This window comes from Micromonospora sp. D75 (assembly GCF_018070405.1).
GTDB lineage: Bacteria > Actinomycetota > Actinomycetes > Mycobacteriales > Micromonosporaceae > Micromonospora > Micromonospora chalcea.
Genome location: NZ_JAGPXV010000056.1, coordinates 1 through 16,592, shown reverse-complemented (window position 1 = coordinate 16,592; position 16,592 = coordinate 1). Strand labels below are relative to the sequence as shown.

General features: G+C 70.7%; 22 protein-coding genes. 4 read left to right on the top strand and 18 right to left on the bottom strand.

All coding sequences use genetic code 11. The annotated features are described in order from the left end of the window. A partial coding sequence (locus KBX39_RS05905) for a glutathione peroxidase (protein ID WP_210869478.1) occupies positions 1-441 on the top strand: 441 nt, incomplete at its 5' end. Between the two features lie 72 nt (positions 442-513). On the opposite strand, the gene KBX39_RS05900 is transcribed toward KBX39_RS05905, so the two are convergent. From KBX39_RS05900 to KBX39_RS05870, 7 genes are all read right to left on the bottom strand, one after another. Further along, a complete protein-coding gene (locus KBX39_RS05900) occupies positions 514-1,317 on the bottom strand; it encodes an SGNH/GDSL hydrolase family protein (RefSeq protein WP_043329427.1) in 804 nt (267 codons plus the stop codon). A gap of 162 nt (positions 1,318-1,479) precedes the next feature. Further along, entirely contained in the window at positions 1,480-1,776 is a 297-nt protein-coding gene (locus KBX39_RS05895) for a hypothetical protein (RefSeq protein WP_210869476.1), read from the bottom strand. An 8-nt stretch (positions 1,777-1,784) separates the two neighbouring features. Next, entirely contained in the window at positions 1,785-2,135 is a 351-nt protein-coding gene (locus KBX39_RS05890; protein WP_018785307.1) for a DUF2203 domain-containing protein, read from the bottom strand. Between the two features lie 35 nt (positions 2,136-2,170). Further along, positions 2,171-2,497, bottom strand: a complete 327-nt coding sequence (locus KBX39_RS05885; protein WP_209962696.1) for a DivIVA domain-containing protein — start codon at positions 2,495-2,497, stop codon at positions 2,171-2,173. Beyond that, a complete protein-coding gene (locus tag KBX39_RS05880; RefSeq protein ID WP_231915394.1) occupies positions 2,497-3,570 on the bottom strand; it encodes an FAD-binding oxidoreductase in 1,074 nt (357 codons plus the stop codon). Before KBX39_RS05880 ends, KBX39_RS05885 begins: the two co-directional genes overlap by 1 nt. Then, a complete protein-coding gene (locus tag KBX39_RS05875; RefSeq protein WP_069089129.1) occupies positions 3,567-3,923 on the bottom strand; it encodes a hypothetical protein in 357 nt (118 codons plus the stop codon). The genes KBX39_RS05880 and KBX39_RS05875 overlap by 4 nt, the downstream gene beginning before the upstream one ends. Beyond that, entirely contained in the window at positions 3,920-4,207 is a 288-nt protein-coding gene (locus KBX39_RS05870) for a hypothetical protein (protein WP_312246328.1), read from the bottom strand. The genes KBX39_RS05875 and KBX39_RS05870 overlap by 4 nt, the downstream gene beginning before the upstream one ends. A 195-nt stretch (positions 4,208-4,402) precedes the next feature. Here KBX39_RS05870 and KBX39_RS05865 point away from each other — a divergent pair, with 195 nt between their 5' ends. Together KBX39_RS05865 and KBX39_RS05860 are read left to right on the top strand one after the other, a co-directional pair. Continuing rightward, entirely contained in the window at positions 4,403-5,236 is an 834-nt protein-coding gene (locus tag KBX39_RS05865; protein WP_051611420.1) for a DUF5919 domain-containing protein, read from the top strand. Then, on the top strand, positions 5,233-6,024 hold the full coding sequence (locus tag KBX39_RS05860) for an inositol monophosphatase family protein (RefSeq protein WP_043329424.1): 792 nt from the start codon (positions 5,233-5,235) through the stop codon (positions 6,022-6,024). Before KBX39_RS05865 ends, KBX39_RS05860 begins: the two co-directional genes overlap by 4 nt. 431 nt (positions 6,025-6,455) lie before the next feature. Here the strand turns inward: KBX39_RS05860 and KBX39_RS05855 are convergent, their stop codons facing one another. From KBX39_RS05855 to KBX39_RS05810, 10 genes are all read right to left on the bottom strand, one after another. Continuing rightward, the gene (locus KBX39_RS05855; RefSeq protein WP_210869474.1) at positions 6,456-8,096 is read right to left on the bottom strand and encodes an ammonium transporter; all 1,641 of its coding nucleotides are present in this window, start codon (positions 8,094-8,096) and stop codon (positions 6,456-6,458) included. Next, on the bottom strand, positions 8,074-9,144 hold the full coding sequence (yut, locus tag KBX39_RS05850; protein ID WP_187693120.1) for an urea transporter: 1,071 nt from the start codon (positions 9,142-9,144) through the stop codon (positions 8,074-8,076). The genes KBX39_RS05855 and yut overlap by 23 nt, the downstream gene beginning before the upstream one ends. 18 nt (positions 9,145-9,162) lie before the next feature. After that, on the bottom strand, positions 9,163-10,086 hold the full coding sequence (locus KBX39_RS05845; RefSeq protein WP_210869472.1) for an urease accessory protein UreD: 924 nt from the start codon (positions 10,084-10,086) through the stop codon (positions 9,163-9,165). Then, entirely contained in the window at positions 10,083-10,712 is a 630-nt protein-coding gene (ureG, locus tag KBX39_RS05840; RefSeq protein WP_013287653.1) for an urease accessory protein UreG, read from the bottom strand. Before ureG ends, KBX39_RS05845 begins: the two co-directional genes overlap by 4 nt. A gap of 31 nt (positions 10,713-10,743) precedes the next feature. Beyond that, entirely contained in the window at positions 10,744-11,421 is a 678-nt protein-coding gene (locus KBX39_RS05835; protein ID WP_309228073.1) for an urease accessory protein UreF, read from the bottom strand. A 17-nt stretch (positions 11,422-11,438) separates the two neighbouring features. Further along, positions 11,439-12,002, bottom strand: coding sequence for an urease accessory protein UreE (ureE, locus tag KBX39_RS05830; RefSeq protein ID WP_013475749.1), 564 nt, complete (start codon positions 12,000-12,002; stop codon positions 11,439-11,441). A gap of 59 nt (positions 12,003-12,061) precedes the next feature. After that, entirely contained in the window at positions 12,062-13,780 is a 1,719-nt protein-coding gene (locus KBX39_RS05825) for an urease subunit alpha (protein ID WP_043329421.1), read from the bottom strand. Positions 13,781-13,820: 40 nt separating this feature from the next. Beyond that, positions 13,821-14,300 carry an urease subunit beta gene (locus KBX39_RS05820; protein WP_043329420.1) on the bottom strand — a complete coding sequence of 160 codons (480 nt, stop codon included), beginning with the start codon at positions 14,298-14,300 and terminating at the stop codon, positions 13,821-13,823. Positions 14,301-14,343: 43 nt separating this feature from the next. Continuing rightward, positions 14,344-14,646 carry an urease subunit gamma gene (locus KBX39_RS05815; RefSeq protein WP_013287657.1) on the bottom strand — a complete coding sequence of 101 codons (303 nt, stop codon included), beginning with the start codon at positions 14,644-14,646 and terminating at the stop codon, positions 14,344-14,346. Between the two features lie 93 nt (positions 14,647-14,739). Next, positions 14,740-14,982 (bottom strand): hypothetical protein, encoded by a 243-nt coding sequence (locus KBX39_RS05810; protein WP_210869484.1) that lies wholly within the window; start codon positions 14,980-14,982, stop codon positions 14,740-14,742. 15 nt (positions 14,983-14,997) lie between these two features. Between KBX39_RS05810 and KBX39_RS05805 the strand changes: the two genes are divergently transcribed. Beyond that, the gene (locus tag KBX39_RS05805; protein WP_223201362.1) at positions 14,998-15,720 is read left to right on the top strand and encodes a YoaK family protein; all 723 of its coding nucleotides are present in this window, start codon (positions 14,998-15,000) and stop codon (positions 15,718-15,720) included. Between the two features lie 3 nt (positions 15,721-15,723). Here KBX39_RS05805 and proC read toward each other — a convergent pair whose 3' ends face one another. Beyond that, on the bottom strand, positions 15,724-16,542 hold the full coding sequence (gene proC / locus KBX39_RS05800; protein ID WP_210869480.1) for a pyrroline-5-carboxylate reductase: 819 nt from the start codon (positions 16,540-16,542) through the stop codon (positions 15,724-15,726). Positions 16,543-16,592 lie beyond the last annotated feature (50 nt).

Here is a 16,592-nt window from a genome sequence, read left to right as displayed (position 1 = left end):
GACCTCGGCCGCTACCGTGGCCGCGCCCTGCTCGTGGTCAACGTGGCCTCCCGCTGCGGCCTCACCCCGCAGTACGCGGGCCTTCAGGAACTCGCCGACACGTACGCCGGGCGCGGGCTCACGGTGCTCGGGGTGCCGTGCAACCAGTTCGCCGGCCAGGAGCCGGGCAGCGCCGCCGAAATCGAGGAGTTCTGCCAGGTCAACTACGGCGTGACGTTCCCGCTGACGGAGAAGGTCGACGTCAACGGGCCGGACCGGCACCCGCTCTACGCCGAACTGGTGTCCACGCCGGACGCCGAGGGGCACACCGGCGACGTGCGCTGGAACTTCGAGAAGTTCCTCGTCGCCCCGGACGGGACAGTGGCCGCCCGGTTCGCCCCGCAGGTCACGCCGGACTCGCCCGAGCTGCGCGCGGCGATCGAGAAGGTCCTGCCGGCCTGACGGGCACACCGCCGCCGGGCACTGCGAAGCGGCACGCCCCCGCGGGGAGGCGTGCCGCTGCCGCGGACCGGGTCAGCCGGCGGCGGACCGGAAGACCGGGTAGTAGCCGCCGGACTGCCCGGCCGCCGTCGGGTGGTACGACTTGCTCAGGCTCAGCACGTTGAGCGCGTGCAGCCACTTGGTCCCGCCGCTGCACAGCTGGTGGCCGACGAAGATGGAGCGGACGTCGGCGAATTTGAAGCCGGCCGAGACGGCGGCCGTGCGGGTGATGTCGTCGAGCAGGTTGATGCCCTCGTTGATCTTCGCCCGGGACGTGGCGCTGAGCCCGACGCAGGTCGTGCCGAGCTGGTAGAAGACCGGGTAGCCGACCACCACGACGCGGGCCGAGGGCGAGCGGCTCTTGATGCCGTTGTAGACGTTGGCGAGCCGGCCGGGCATCGAGGTGCGGGCGACGTTCATGGCGGACTGCACTGCCGCCACGCACTGGGTCTCCCCCTGGAGCACACAGGTGCTCATGATGTTGGCGAAGCCCACGTCGTTGCCGCCCACGGTGACGCTGACCAGCGTGGTGGTCGAGGAGAGCGCGGAGAGCTGGCTGTTGATGACGTCGGCCGTGGTGGCGCCGGAGCAGGCCACCGATCGGTACGACGCCGGCTTGATGTTGGCGTTGTAGAGCGCCGGGTAGGCGTTCGTGCTGCGTAGGCAGTTACCGCTCTCGGACGTGTAGCTGTCGGCGCCGACGCCGGAGGCGTACGAGTCGCCGAGCGCGACGTAGCGGTCGGACGGGGCCGCCTGGGCGGGGGCGGCCAGAGACAGAGTGACCCCGACCGAGGCGGCCAGGGTCAGGGCGAGGGTGGCAAGACGGGATCTCCGCACGTCGCACTCCTGGGGGCGTGAAGTGGTGGTGAGAGATAGATATCAATAAGATCACGGCGCATGGAAGATCACCGATTTGCGGTTCAGCGCGCATAGCGACTTACGCCTACAAATCGTTGCCGGTCTCGCGGAGCGGGATGAAGGATTGTTCCGCCGGGAACGTCAGGCGCATCGCCGGGTCGGCGGTCTCCCGGAAACCCAGGGCACGGTAGAGCGGCCGACCGGCCGCCGAGGCCCGCAGGTCGACCCGGCGCACGCCCCGGTCCCGGAACCAGGCCAGCAGTGCGCTGCGGCCAGCCACGGGTCCGGCTCGGCCAGCCAGGCGCGCAGATTGTCCCGGGCCACGTCCTGCCAGCGGCCCGGCGGCGTCGGCGCGCCGCTCATTCCGGCGAGCATCAGCCCGCGCAGCCGCACCAGCTCGTCGGCGTCGGACGGCACCGCCCGGCGCGCGTCACCCACAGGCCGGCTCAGACCGGACGGCGGCCGGCGAATCCGCACTCGACCCGGTGGTACCACCGGATGTCGGTGTCCCCCTCCAGCCAGCACCACAGCACCGCCCGGCCGTCGCGCTCACCGGGGAAGTCGAGCAGCACCGGGGCGATCCCCTTGACCGCGATGTCGTGCTGGTGGAACTCGTCCACCACCACGTGCAGCCGCGCCTCCAGGGCCTTCACCTCGGCGAGCCCGCCGAGCGCGCTGACGCCGTGGTCGGCCAGATCGACACGCAGCTCGGCCAGGTCGGCCCGCAGCCGGATCAGCTCGTCGACGCGCGGCCGCAGCGTGGCCACCAGGTGTCGCGCCTGGGCGAGAGTGAACACCGGGCCAGTATGCGGCACGACCGGTGTCGTCCGGGTCACCGCTCACCCGCACGTCGACCGTCGGGGCCGGGACGAGACGGTGCGCCTGGAATGGCCGCGGGAGACCAGACGACACCGGCAGCCTCCCGCACCTCGGCCTGCCAGGCGCGCAGGGCCCGCTTGATGCGGTCGTTCTCGTCCCGGGCGTCGTCGAGCAGCCGGATCCGCTCCCCCAGTTCGTAGGCGAGCCGGTGCAACAGCGCGTCGACGTCGTCGGTCCGGTAACCGCGCCGCCCCAGTGACGTGCGGGGCAGCTCGACGGCGCTGAGCCGGTCCGCGGTGAGCGGGCCGGCCAGCGCGTTGCGGCTGTGATAGACGCCCATCAGACGCCGAACCCGTCCGGCAGGTGGATCCGCTCGGCCGGCACCCCACCGGCGAGCAAGCGCAGCCGCGACCCGGCCACCATCAACGGTGGCCCGCACAGGTAGACCTCCTGGCCGGGTCGCCAGTGGTCGAGCGCGACGGTGAGCGCATCACCCTGCTCTCCCGCCTCCGCCACCGGATCGTGCGAGAACGCGGGCACGACGGTCAGCCAGTCGTTGCTGCTCTGAAGCTTGTCGAGGCTGATCGGGTCGTAGAGGTCGGCGAGGGTACGGGCGCCGACCACCACTGTGACCCGGCGACCGGCCGGCGCGGCGGCGACCTGCTCGACCAGGGCGCGCAGCGGCGCCAGCCCGGTCCCCCCGGCGACGAGCAGCAGGTCCGCCTTCGACGCCGGGTCGAGGGTCAGGCCGGTCGACCGGGGCGGGCCGAGCCAGATCCGGTCACCGGGGCGTACCCGGTGCACGAGCGTGCGGGAGACGGCGGCGACGGCACGGACGTGGAGTTCGATGGTGCCGTCGGCGCGCGGAGCGTTGGCCGGCGAGTACCAGCGCCACCGGCCGGGCCGGCGCTCGGCGCAGACGGGCAGCGCCTGGCCGGGCCGGAACGTCAGGCGGCGCCAGGGGCGCACGGTCACCACGGCGATGCCGTCGGCGGCCCGGTCGTGGTCGACGACCTGCGCCGGCCACCAGGGCGGGCCGTCGTCGGCCTGCTCGACCGCACGGCTCACCGCCGCCGTGGCCCGCCGGGCGGCCCCTGCCCAGGCCGCCACCAGTTCCGGTGTCAACCTCGCCTGCCGGGACACCGTCGCGACGAGCGCGGCCTCGACGGTGAGCTGGTGCGGCAGCAGCCGGTAGCGGCGACAGGCCCGGCCGAGCACGGTCAACAACGCCGCCCGACCGGCCGGGTCGTCGCCACCGCTGACCAGCCGTCCGAATGCGGCGAGGAACACCGCCGCCTCCCGCTCCGGCAGCGTCCCGGGGCAGCGCTCCTCGACCGCGCACCAGAAGTGGTCGGCTGCCTCGCGGGCGTACCGCATGGTGACGGACCACGACGCGGCGAGGGCGGCGGTCACCAGCCGGCCTCGTCCGAGAAGGCCCGCCGGGCCGCTGTCACCGAGCCTGCCGGCACGTCGAGCGCCCAGAGCACCCCGGCCAGGTAGTCGACCACGCGGCGGTGCTGCGCCTCGGTCAGGCCCAGGCCGCGCCATGCCTCGGCCGTTGGCCGGGCGATGTCGCCCGCCGGTCCGCCGAGCGCCACCGTGAGGGTGAGCGCCAGGTGTCCGGCGAGCCGGGCCCGATCAACCCCGACGAGGTACGGCGCCAGCTCCGCGTCCGCCGCCACCAGCCGCAGCCACCGGGCCACCGCCTCACGCACCGCCGCCGACCCGGGCCAGCTCTCCGTCGGGTACGCCCCGAGCCCGGTCACGCCCACGGCCAGGCGCCCGGGTCGCCGGCGGCGACCAACTCGTCCACGCGCTCCTCGGTGAGCCCGGCCGCCCGTAGCGTGCTGCGGCCCCAGCGGGCCAGCCGGCACGGATGCGGCACCCGCTCACTGCGACACAGTGGACCCGCCGGCCACCGCTCCGGCACATGCACCGCCACCGCGCGTACGGCCAACACCACGTCCTCGTCGCTGACCGGGGTGAGCACCGGGAAGTCGTCCAGCACCGCCGCCATGAAGAGCCCTTCCGTCGAGAGTCGGAGCGGCACCGGGGCGGGCGGGGACGGCGGACGCGCTCGGGTGACGCCCCGCCGGAGCCCAGCACCCGCCCCGGGCCATGCGTCCACCCTCGCCAGCTTGCGGCTCATCGGGTACGACTACGCTCTGCACTTGCGCTGTACCAGCTCTGAAGTCGAGTCGCTAAGCTGCTGGCGGCCGGTCTCGACGCACTCGGAGGCGAGCCGATGACGACCGTGCAGAAGTGGACCGGCCGGGAGACCCGGATGCTGCGGCACGCGCTGCGAATGAGCATCCGCGACTTCGCCGAACACCTCGGCGTCAGCGAGCGCACCGTCTCGAAGTGGGAGGCCGGCCGGGAGGCGGTGCAACCTCGACCGGAGATCCAGGCCGCGCTCGACACCGCGCTCGCGCGGGCGGGGAACGAGGTTCATCGGCGATTCCGGTCAGGCTTGGGATTGGCAGATGCCGCCGAGCTGCGGCAAGGTGCTGCCGATATCCAGGCGGAAGGGAACGGTGGCACCTCAATAGCGGACGTCACGGCGGTTTTCCGCAATCGGGCGGAGCTCTCTGCGCACCTGCCTGCGGATCGCATCCTGGACGGCGCCCGAAAGGTTCGAGCGATGGGACTCTCCCTGAACCTGCTGTGCCAGCACTACCCCGATCACCGCTGGCGTCAGCTCATCGAAGGCGGCGCACAGGTCCGATGCCTGTTCCTGGATCCTGACGGCTCGGCGATCCAAGCCAGGGAACGTGAGGAGAGCTTCCCGGCCGGCCAGCTCGCGGCACTGACGAAGCTCAACATCGAGACGATGTTGCGGGTGCGTGACCGCCTGTCGGGCGACCTGTACGGCAACGTGCAGCTCGCCCTCTACGACGAGACGCTTCGGTTCAACGTGCTCCTCATCGACGACCTCTGCCTTGCCCAGGCATACCTGCCCGCGAGCCGAGGGGTCGACTCTCCGACCTTCGTGATGCGACGCCGAGAACCCACGACGGGGTTGTACCCGGTGTATGAGCAGATTTTCGACTCTCAGTGGGAGCGGAGCCGGCAACTGTGACCTCGTACCGTGAGCTGCTGCCGGTCGCCCTCGATGCTGTTGGTCGGGCAGCCACCTTCATGCGCCGCCAGGCACCGGTCACCTCTACCAGTAAAGGCGACCGCGATCTCGTCTCGGATGTCGACTACGCGATTGAGCGAGACCTTCGATCGTTCCTGCGCGATGCGACACCCGGCATCGCCTTTCTCGGGGAGGAGGAGGGAGTCAGCGGCACCGGGGATTTGCAGTGGACGCTTGATCCGGTCGACGGAACGATCAATTTCGTGCGCGGTATCCCCTTGTGCGGCATCTCCCTCGGCTTACTCCACGGAACACGTCCAGCCCTCGGCGTCGTGGACCTACCCTTCCTCGGTGCTCGATACTGGGCCGCCGAAGGTTGTGGGGCATTCGCGAACGGCGATCCGGTCAAGGTGAGCGACACCACCAGCCTGGACGAAGCCGTCGTAGGGATCGGCGATTTCGCCGTCGGAGCGGATGCCGCGAACAAGAATCGGATCCGGCTGGCACTTATGGCGCGGCTTGCCGCGACGGTGCAGCGCGTGCGGATGAGTGGATCAGCCGCAGTGGATCTCGTCTGGTTGGCGGAGGGGAAGATCGACGCCGCCATCACCCTCTCCAACCACACCTGGGACATGACAGCCGGGGTGGCCATCGCCCGTGAGGCGGGAGCCGTCGTCGTCGACATCAGTGGGGCCGAGTACAGCGCCGAGTCGACGACTACCCTCGCGATCACCCCTGGGCTGGTCGGTCAGATGTTGCCGCACCTGCGGGAGAACGAGACGGCGTGAGCCGATGACGACTGTGGCAGAGGTCGCCCGGGGCGCTCGCTCTGACTCGTCATGAGAGGGCCACATGGACATCGATGAGGCGAAATGCGAGGTGCGTGAGACCATTTGGTCACGGTTGGAACAGGCTGCCCAGGCGCTACCCCCTGGCGCGTACGGGCGCATCCCCGACTTCGTTGGAGCCAAGCGGGCCGCAGAACGGCTTACGGCGCATGACGCTTGGCGCAGCGCCCGCGTCATCAAGTCCAACCCGGACAAGGCTCAACTTCCGGTGAGGCTGGGAAAGCCTCAGCTCCCAGAAGATCGGCTCCATTCCGGTCCTCAGGGCATCAGCCGCTGTTGATTGAGTGGCACCAGAACGATCCCACACAGGTCACGAGGGCCTGTCGTGACTTTCTCCGGTGAGCTGTCCGCCGGCATCGGTCGACGGACCGTCAGGACTGGACGCGTTCCGCTTCCTGCACGAACGTGTCGCTCCGCCTGGCCCCCATCCGGTCCAGTTCATCCAGCACCGCCGCCACCCCGTCCGCACCCACCAGCACCGTGACCCGCAGCCGGGCGGCGAGGGGCTGGTCCTGCCAGTAACCACGCGGCAGCAGGCTCGCTTGCGGTGTCGTCGTCGCCACGGCGGCGTCGCTGACGATCACCGAGATCGCGCCCGCGCGCAGCAGCGCGTCGCGCAGGTCGGCGCTGTTCGCCGCCGGGTCCGGTTCCAGCAGCGCGGTGACCACCCGTACCCGCTGGCCTGGTGGCACGGCTGGTTCGCCGGCCGGTGCCGCCGCGGCACGGCGGCGGGGCGCGCCCGGCGCGGTCAGGCTGGTGACCCCGCCCAGGTGGTAGGCGTCGGCGCCCTGTTGCGCCTGGTCCAGGCGTTCCTGGTCGGCGAGCGGCACGCGCAGGCCGATGAGTGCCTGCACCCCGGCGGCGATCAGCCAGGTCAGGACGAAGGAGAACGCGACGACGCTCACCACACCGACGAGCTGGCGCCACAGCAGGCCGCCCCCGCCGCCGAGGAACAGCCCGTCCGCGCCGAGCGGGTTGACGCCGCGGTTGCCGAACAGGCCGAGCAGGAGCGTGCCGAGCATGCCGCCGACGAAGTGCACGGCGAGCACGTCGAGCGCGTCGTCGAGGCGCAGCAGGTACTTCAGTTTCAGCGCGAAGTGGCAGACCAGGCCGGCCAGCGCGCCGATCGCGACGGCCGAGGCCGCGTTGACGTACCCGGCGGTCGGGGTGACTGTGGCCAGGCCCGCGACCGCGCCGGAGACCGCGCCCACGACGGTGCTGTGTCCGTCGGTGAGGCGTTCCAGCGCCAGCCAGACGAGCATGGCCGCGGCGGCGGCCAGGTGCGTGTTGAGGACGGCCTGGGCGGCCAGGCCGTTGGCCTGCAGGCCGTCGCCGCCGTTGAAGCCGAACCAGCCGAACCAGAGGATGCCGGCGCCGACGATGGTCAGCGGGATCGAGTTGGGTGGCGCGGCGGTGTGCGGCCAGTTCCGGCGGCGGCCGACGACGAGCAGGACGGCGAGGACGGCGGCGCCGGCGCTGGCGTGCACGACGAGCCCGCCGGCCCAGTCCTGGGTGCCGAACTTCGCCAGCCATCCGCCGGGATGCCAGAGCCAGTGCGCGATCGGCGCGTAGACCACCACCGACCAGACCGCGAGGAACAGCACCCAGCCGCCGAAACGCAGCCGGCCCGCGGTGGCGCCGGTGACGAGCGCCGGCGTGATCACCGCGAACATCATCTGGAACAGTACGAACGCCAGCGTCGGGATGGTGATCCGGCCGTCGACCACGTGCAGGTTGGGCGCGGGCGGCACCTTCAGGTCGGCGAGCCCGAACAGTTCCAGGTTGCCGAACAGTCCGCTGCCGGCGTCGTCGCCGAAGGCGATGGTGTAGCCGACGAGCACCCAGGTCAGACTGACCACGCCCAACGCGATCATGTTCTGCTGCAGCATCGCCAGGACGTTGCGGGTGCGGACCATGCCGCCGTAGAACGCGGCGAGCCCCGGTGTCATGAACAGGACCAGGCCGGCGCAGACGAGCACCCAGGCGGTGTCACCCGCGTTCGGAGCGGACACGGTTTCCCTCCTTCTCTCGCAGGTGGACGGAGTCGCGGACGGTGTGCAGGAAGGTGTCCTTGACCCGTTCGTGGTTGGGCACCGGCGCGAAGTGCCGGTCCGGCAGCAGCAACAGCCAGGTGGCGATGTTGAACGGCCCGGTGAGCACCGGGATGCCGAGCGGGGTGAGCATGGTGGTCAGCGCCATCTGCACGAACAGCGTCAGCGCGATACCGAACAGCGTGTAGACGGTGACCAGTGCGCCGGGACGGTGCGCCACAGCGCCCACCACGATCGCGGTCAGCACCGCGTTGAAGGCGAACAGCCCCTTGTCCAGGGACGCGCCGTCGGCGCCGAACCAGAGCGCCAGCAGTGTCGCGCCGACAGCGCCGATCACCGCGAACAGCGCCGACCACCGGGAGTTGATCAGCAGGGCGACGAGGATGAGCAGGCCGGTGACCCAGCTCTCGATCAGGTAGACCTGGGACACGCCCTTGAAGAAGACCGGGATGAGGCCCCAGTCGAACGTGCCGCCGGTCAGGGATCCCTCACCGGGGAACTTCGGGGTCAGCTTGGTGAGCACCGTGAACCTGTCGAACTGGTACGCCGCCATCAGCAGGAACCAGGTCGTGAGCACGAACGGGAACGTGTAGGCGGTCAGGTTCCAGCGTTTGAACACGGCGTTGAGGGCGAGCGTGACCACCACCGTGCCGATCGCGCCGAGCACGAGGTAGAGCCACATCAGCGGGCGCTGGTCGAGGAACGTGGGCACCGCGAGGCCGGTCAGCAGCGGGCTGAAGCCGAACAGGCCCTTGCGCCAGCTGGACATGTCGACCCGCAGCGCCAGCGCGGTCGCGGTGCCCACGACCAGGCCGAGCACGCCGCCGCCGAACACCCGGGGCGTCCCGTTCTCGAACGCGCCCCAGGCCAGCGCGATCAGGATGAGCAGGCCGCTGAGCGGATTGTTCTGGAGCACCACCTGCGCGGCGCCGCGCAGGCTCGCGTCGACGAATCCGACCGCCGGGTTCCGGTCGGCCAGCCGGTGCCAGCCACGTCCGATGTCGGCCATGCCGCTGTTCTCCTCGCCTCAACGCCAGCTGAAGACCGGCGGGAAGGTGCAGCCGGTCACCTCTTCGCGGGCGGCAGTGCAGAACGCGCGTACCGCGGCGCGGACCGGTTCGGTCTCCTGCCCGAGCACCTTGAACACCAGGCCGGCGTCGTTGGGCAGTCGGCTGACAGCGGTGGCCAGCGGTGTCCGCTCGTCCCACACCGGCGTCGCGGTCCGCTCGAAGACCCGGGCCGCCCGGTCCGGGTCGGTGAGCAGCACGACGTTGCCGAAGACGTGGAAGCGGTCCATCATGCCGATCCGCGTCACCGGGAACCGGCCGGGAGTGATGACGAACTTCTCCACGAACAACGGGCGTCCGTCGGGCCGGTGCGCCCGCAGCGTGGTGGAGAACAGGTCGTACGCGAAGATCTCGCCGTCGCGGTAGTACTTGCGGCCGGGCTGGAGCACCTCGGCGTACAGCATTGTCGCGGTCTCCGGCAGCCGGACCACGGTGTCGGAGACGAACCGGCTGCGCCGGAACGGGATCACCGGCTCGGGCAGGAACTCCAGGTAGGCGTCCTGCGCCAGGGTGAAGCTCTGGGTCTGGGTGCCGTAGTTGGCGTCCATCTCCTGGATCTTGGTGGCGGCCTGGGTGACCAGGTGCGCCTGCGCGCCCGGCCCCAGGTCGACGTCGATGCGCAGCCGGTCGCCCTGGAGCACGCCGCCCGAGGTGGTGAGGATCATGACGCAGGGCAGGCCCGGCATCTCCTCGTCCCAGTACAGCGCGCGCTGCACCAGCAGCGGCGACTGCCGGAAGACGTCGCGCAGGATGGTCCGGTCCTGGTCCTCGCGCCACTCGAACCCCAGCCGGAGGATGCCCACCTTGCCGTTCGCGGCGGCCGGCAGCTGCGCCGGCTGGTCCTGGTACGGCGCGAGTTCCCGGACGGAGTCCAGAGTGGTCATGCCAGCACTTCGGCGTCGAACAGCGCGTTGCGGCGGACCAGGTCCACCAGGTCGTCGATGCCCTCGCCGGTCTTGCAGTTGGTGAACACGAACGGCTTGCCGCCGCGCATCAGCTCGGCGTCGCGGGCCATCACGTCCAGGTCGGCGTCGACGTACGGGGCCAGGTCGGTCTTGTTGATCACGAGGATGTCGGACTTGGAGATGCCCGGACCGTTCTTGCGCGGGATCTTGTCGCCGGCCGCCACGTCGATCACGTAGATGAAGTAGTCGACGAGCGCGGGGCTGAACGTGAGCGTGAGGTTGTCCCCGCCGCTCTCGATGAGCACGACGTCGCTGTCCGGGAACCGCGCCTCCATGTCCTCCACCGCCGCGAGGTTCATGCTGGGGTCCTCGCGGACGGCGGTGTGCGGGCAGGCGCCGGTCTCCACGCCGACGATGCGCTCCTCCACCAGCACGCCGGTCAGGGCGCGGCGGACGTGCTTGGCGTCCTCGGTGGTGACCACGTCGTTGGTGATGACCAGGATGCGCAGGCCCTGCTCGACCAGGCGGGGCACGACGGCCTCGATGATGGCCGTCTTGCCGCTGCCCACCGGGCCGCCGACGCCGATCCGACTCGCTGATTTCATTTTCGAAGAAGCCCTTCAGGTGGGTGAGCGCTCAGCTCATGAACATGCGTACGTGTGCGTGCTGGTGCGCGCCGGCCAGCACGTCGAGGTGCGGCGCGAAGCTCTGCATGTCGTCCAGCCCGGCGGTGCGCACCTCCTCGTAGTCCTCGCCGACCCGCTCGTTCACCGCGAAGAGGATCGACTGGGTGTCGAGGTGGTCCACCCGCATCAGCCGGACCGCCGCGCCGAGCACCATGGAGGCCGCGCCGTACTGGTGGGCGGCGAACGCGTCCGCCTCGCCCACGCCGAGTTCGGCGAAGAGCACGCCGAGCGCGACCGGGTAGGTGACCGGGACGCCGCCGCCGCTCTCCGCGACGCGCTTGCGCAGCAGGGACTCCCCCACCACCCGTTCGGCGGCCTCGGCCAGCTTGCGCCCCATGCGGACGGTCATCGTCCGCGTCTCCTCGTTGATCTTGCGCAGGTGTACGGCCTCGTCGGCCGCCCGGATCCGGTCGAGGTCACCGGCACGCGCGGCGCGGTGCGCCACGAGCAGCGCCACCCCGTCACCGGTGGCGGCGGCACGGGTGACCGTCCGCACGAACTCCTGCAACGTGGTCCGGTCGTGCACCGCGCCGTGCTCGACCGCCGTCTCCAGCCCGTTGGAGAAGGAGAACGCGCCGACCGGGAAGACCGAGTCGCCGAACTGGAGCAGCTTCAGGGCCTCGGTCACCGTGGACACCCCGGCCCTCAGTTCAGGTCGGCGGGCAGGTGCGTGTGCGGGGTCGAGTCGGCCCCGCCGAACAGCCGCCGCGACTCGTGCGGGGCCAGGTACGCGATGATCTCGGTGCCGGGGATGAACTCGTGGGTGAGGCCGGTGAACGCGTGTGTCCGCATCACCGAGTCCATGACCTTGCGGTCCACAGTCAGCGGGACGTACATCTTGGTGCCCTTCACCACCGCCGGCCAGTGCTGGTTGCCGATCGCGTGGCCGAGTTCGACGGCGGAACGGATCACCATGTCCAGCGACTCGCCGTGCAGCGTGTCGAGGTGCACGACCATCACCTCGCCGAGCGCGATCCGGGCCACCACAGCGGTCGCCGTGGCGTCGTCCCAGGCGAGCACGTCGCCGTCGCGCAGCCGTACGCCGCGGGCCAGGGACAGCGCCAGCTCGGTGCCGAGGCTCGTGGTCCGGCGCAGCCGGCTCTTCTGGGCGTCCCACTGGTCGAGGACCAGGTCGTCGACCTTGGCCTCCCGGAGCCGCTCGGTCCAGGCCGGCTCGTTCACGTTGCCGAGTACCGTTTCGACGAGCATGTGTTCTCCTTTCACGCGACCCCGCCGCCGGCCCGGCCGGGGGCGGGTGCCGCGCCGGGTCAGCTGAAGAAGTAGAGCTGGCTGAGGGGGAGGTTCTTGGCCGCCGGCACCGTGGCGTGCACGCCGTCCATCTTCACGGCGAAGGTCTCCGGGTCGACCTCGAGCTTCGGCGTACGGTCGTTGCGCACCATGTCGCGTTTGGTCAGGTTGCGGCAGCCGTAGACCGGCATGACCTGCCGTTGCAGGCCGAGCTGTTCGGCCACACCGGATTCGTGCGCGGCCCGGGACACGAACGTCACGCAGTTCTTGGCGAGCTGGGAGCCGGTGGCGCCGAACATGGGCCGGTAGTAGACCGGCTGCGGGGTGGGCAGCGAGGCGTTCGGGTCGCCCATGATCGACCAGGCGATCATGCCGCCCTTGAGCACCATCTTCGGCTTCGTGCCGAAGAACGCGGGCTCCCAGAGCACCAGGTCGGCGAGCTTGCCCGGGCTGACCGAGCCGATGACGTGCGAGACGCCCTGGGTGATCGCCGGGTTGATGGTCATCTTGGCGACGTAGCGCAGGACGCGGAAGTTGTCGTTGGCGTCGGAGTCCTCGGCCAGCTTGCCGCGGGCGTTCTTCATCTGCCCGGCGAGCTGGACGGTGCGCAGCCAGGTCTCCCCCACCCGGCCCATGGCCTGCGAGTCGCTCTGCATCATCGAGATGACGCCCTCGTCGAGGAGCACGTCCTCGGCGGCGATGGTCTCGGTGCGGATCCGGCTCTCCACGAAGGCGACGTCCGAGGGCACCTTCGGGTTGAAGTTGTGGCAGACCATGATCATGTCGTACAGCTCGGACTGGCTGTTGATGCCGTACGGCACTGTGGGCGTGGTCGACGCGGGCAGGACGTTCATCTGGCCTGCGACCTTGATGATGTCCGGCGCGTGCCCGCCGCCCGCACCCTCGGTGTGGAACGTGTGGATGGTCCGGCCCTCGAAGGCGGCGATGCTGTCCTCGATGTAGCCGCTCTCGTTGAGCGTGTCGGTGTGGATGCTGATCTGGACGTCGTACTCGTCGGCGACGGCCAGGCAGGACCGGATCACCGCGGGCGGCGCGCCCCAGTCCTCGTGGATCTTGAAGCTGGGCACCCCGGCCATGATCTGCTCGACCAGTGGCGCCCGGCCGCTGCTGTTGCCCTTGCCCAGCAGGCCGATGTTGATCGGCAGGTTCTCGAAGGCCCGCATCATGTTGTGGATGTTCCACGGGCCGGGCGTGATGGTGACGCCGTTGGTGCTGTCGCTGGGCCCGGTGCCGCCGCCCCAGAGGGTGGTGACGCCGTTGCTGAGCGCGGCGTACACCTGCTGCGGAGTGACCAGGTGGACGTGCGCGTCGATGCCGCCGGCGGTCAGGATCAGGTGCTCACCGGAGATCGCGTCGGTGCCCGGTCCGGTCACCAGGCCCGGGGTAACCCCGTCCATGATGTTGGGGTTGCCGGCCTTGCCGATCCCGGCGATCCTGCCGTCCTTGATCCCCACGTCCGCCTTGACCACGCCGAGCAGCGCGTCGACGATTGTCACGTTGGTGATCACCAGATCCACCACGCCCTCGGCGCTGGTGGCCTGGCTGGCACTGCCCATGCCGTCGCGCAGGGTCTTGCCACCGCCGTACATCACCTCGTCACCGAGGACCCGCAGGTCCTTCTCGATCTCGATGTAGAGGTCGGTGTCACCCAGCCGGATCTGGTCGCCCGTGGTCGGGCCGTACATTCCGGCGTATTCCTGCCGTGAGATCTGACTCATGCGTTATCGCTCCAGCTCTGGCGCGTCTGAGAGTGGCGGGCTACTTGCCCTTGCCCTTGCCTTGGTCCTGACCCTTGCCCTGGTCCTGGTCCTGCGACGTGGTCTTGAAGCCGCGCGTCTGGGCCTGGTGGAGCGCCTCGGCCCGGTCCGGCCGGTACCCGGGGATCGGCCCGTCGCCGGTCCAGCCCTGGACCAGTCCGTTGAAGCCGTACACCCGCTGGGAACCGCCGTACGGGATCAGTTGCACTGTCTTGCGGTCGCCGGGCTCGAACCGGATCGAGGTCGTGGCCGGGATGTTCAGCCGCTTGCCGAACGCCGCCGGGCGGTCGAACTCCAGGAAACGGTTGGCCTCGAAGAAGTGGAAGTGGGAGCCGACCTGGATGGGCCGGTCACCGGTGTTGTGCACGACCACCTCGGTCACCGGCCGCCCGGCGTTGAGTTCCAGAGGTTGGTCGCTGAGCTTGTAGCCGCCGATGGGCCGAAGGTGCTTGGAGTTCGGTCCCGGGTGTTGCTTCGCCATGTCGCCCCCGCTCTGCCGGAGACCGTGGCCTCCGGTCGCTGCTCTACTGGATGGGTGAGTGGACGGTGATCAGCCGTGACCCGTCGGTGAACACCGCTTCGACCTGGAGCATCGGGATCATGTCCGCCACGCCGGGGATCACGTCGTCGGCCGTGAGCACGTGGCTGGCGTCGTTCATGACCTCCTCGACGGTCTTGCCCTCGCGCGCGCCCTCGAGCGCCGCGGCGCAGATCACCGCCACGGCCTCGGGGTGGTTGAGCTTGACCCCGCGCGCCTTGCGGGCGTTGGCGACCATCGCCAACGAGTGGATCGTCAGCTTGTCGAATTCCTTCGGCGTGAGATGCACTTCGCGATCCCTTCGTCCGCACGCTTTGTACGGTTTCAGCTATTCCGTCACGGTAAGAGCGGTTTAGTCGCGCCGCAGCCGTTCAGGGAGATTTCAGGAACCGGCGTGCGCCCGCCGCCGCCGGTCGTAGTCGGCGGCGATCAGCGCGAACACGCCCGAGCGACCGAGCGCGTCGAGCAGGCTCAGGAAGAACTGCGTGATCAGGTACCCGGCGCCCCAGCCGCCGGCCGCGCGTTCGGTCGCCGCGTTGCGAAGCGCCCTAAACCCTACATATGCGACATATAGTAGGTTCGCCGCGGTGGCCCGACAGCGAAACTGCCGGGGCTGCTCCTGCACACGGACGGGGGACGGGTGAACCGGTCGGCGCCGTACGACCCCGCGGACTCCTACCGCGAGTTCCGGCGCCCGCTCGCGGCGCTGGTGCTCGCCGTCGTCACCGCCGGCGCGCTGGACTCCTTCGCGTTCCTGCGATACGGCGCGTTCGTCGCCAACCAGTCCGGAAACGCCATCTTCCTCGGCATGGGGCCCGCCGGCGGGCACTCCACGTGGCCCGTCTCGGCGGCGTCGATCGTCGCGTTCGCCACCGCCGCCGGGCTGGTCAGCCTGCTCCGCGGCCGCACCGGGCCGACGTCGGCGCCGCTGGTGGACATCGCGGTCACCGAGGCCGCCATGATCGTCTGGGCGGCGCTCAACCTGGCGCTCGCGTACGGCCGGGACGGCACGGCGTCCCGGGTTCTGCTCGCCGCCGCCGGCGCGGCCGCCATGGGCAGCCTGACCACGCTGGCGAGCCGTACCACGGGGATCGCCACGCCGATCACCTACCAGTCGGGCACCACGACCAAGACCGGTGAGCGGGCCGCCCGCTGGCTGCTCGGCCCCGCCGCCGGCCGGGCCCGGGCCCGGCGGGGCACCCTGCTCGGGCTGCTCGCCCTGGTCAGTTACAGCGTCGGTGGCGCGGTCGGCACGCTCGCCCAGCACCGGCCCCGCTGGGTGCCACTGTGGGGGACGCTCGCCCTGGCCGTGCTGATCCTGCTGCTCCGGCGGCATCCGCGGCCGGCGTCGCGTCGCGGCTGAGCGTCAGTCCGCCTGGGCGGCGAGTTCCCGGGCCCGGTCCCGGGCCGCCTCCAGCGCCGCCAGCATGGCCGCGCGTACGCCGTGGTTCTCCAGCTCGCGGACCGCGGAGATGGTGGTGCCGGCCGGCGAGGTGACCGCCTCGCGCAGCTTCACCGGGTGCTCGCCGGAGTCGCGCAGCATCACCGCCGAACCGATCGCGGTCTGCACGATCAGCTCGTGCGCCACCTGGCGCGGCAGGCCGAGCAGGATCCCCGCGTCGATCATGGCCTCGACCAGCAGGTCGAAGTAGGCGGGGCCGGAGCCGGAGAGCGCGGTGACCGCGTCCTGCTGCGACTCGGGCACCCGGACGGTCGAGCCGAGCGGGGAGAACATCTCCTCCGCCAGGGCCAGGTGCTCGCCGGTGGCGTACGCGCCCGCCGAGATGGCGCTCATCGCCTGGTCGACGAGCGCCGGGGTGTTGGTCATCACCCGGACCACAGGGGTGCCCTCTGGCAGCCGGCGGTTGAAGAACGCCGTCGGCAGGCCGGCGCACAGCGAGATGACCAGCTTGTCCGCCGGCACCTTCGGGCCGATCTCGTCCAGCAGCGCGGCGGCGTCCTGCGGCTTGACCGACACCGCGAGCACCTCGGCCTCGGTCACCGCGGTGAGGTTGTCCACCACACGTACGCCGTAGCGGTCGGCCAGCTCCTTCGCCCGGGCCGGGCGGCGCGCGGTGGCGAGCAGCCGCTCCACCGGCCAGCCGGAGCGCAGCAGCCCGGACAGCATCAGCTCACCGATCTTGCCGGCGCCGATCACCGCGACCGTGTGCACCTCGCGTGCCATCAGCCGTACCCCTTCCCGGGTCACGTGGGCGTGGGGGGGCGGGGCCGGGG

Excerpts from the sequence above, each read along its gene's own strand:
- KBX39_RS05885 (WP_209962696.1), bottom strand. The coding sequence starts at position 2,497 with ATGGGCGTCTATCACAGCCGCAACGCGCTGGCCGGCCCGCTCACCGCG.
- KBX39_RS05865 (WP_051611420.1), top strand. The coding sequence starts at position 4,403 with ATGACGACCGTGCAGAAGTGGACCGGCCGGGAGACCCGGATGCTGCGG.
- yut (WP_187693120.1), bottom strand. The coding sequence starts at position 9,144 with ATGGCCGACATCGGACGTGGCTGGCACCGGCTGGCCGACCGGAACCCG.
- KBX39_RS05845 (WP_210869472.1), bottom strand. The coding sequence starts at position 10,086 with ATGACCACTCTGGACTCCGTCCGGGAACTCGCGCCGTACCAGGACCAG.
- ureG (WP_013287653.1), bottom strand. The coding sequence starts at position 10,712 with ATGAAATCAGCGAGTCGGATCGGCGTCGGCGGCCCGGTGGGCAGCGGC.
- ureE (WP_013475749.1), bottom strand. The coding sequence starts at position 12,002 with ATGCTCGTCGAAACGGTACTCGGCAACGTGAACGAGCCGGCCTGGACC.
- KBX39_RS05825 (WP_043329421.1), bottom strand. The coding sequence starts at position 13,780 with ATGAGTCAGATCTCACGGCAGGAATACGCCGGAATGTACGGCCCGACC.
- KBX39_RS05820 (WP_043329420.1), bottom strand. The coding sequence starts at position 14,300 with ATGGCGAAGCAACACCCGGGACCGAACTCCAAGCACCTTCGGCCCATC.
- proC (WP_210869480.1), bottom strand. The coding sequence starts at position 16,542 with ATGGCACGCGAGGTGCACACGGTCGCGGTGATCGGCGCCGGCAAGATC.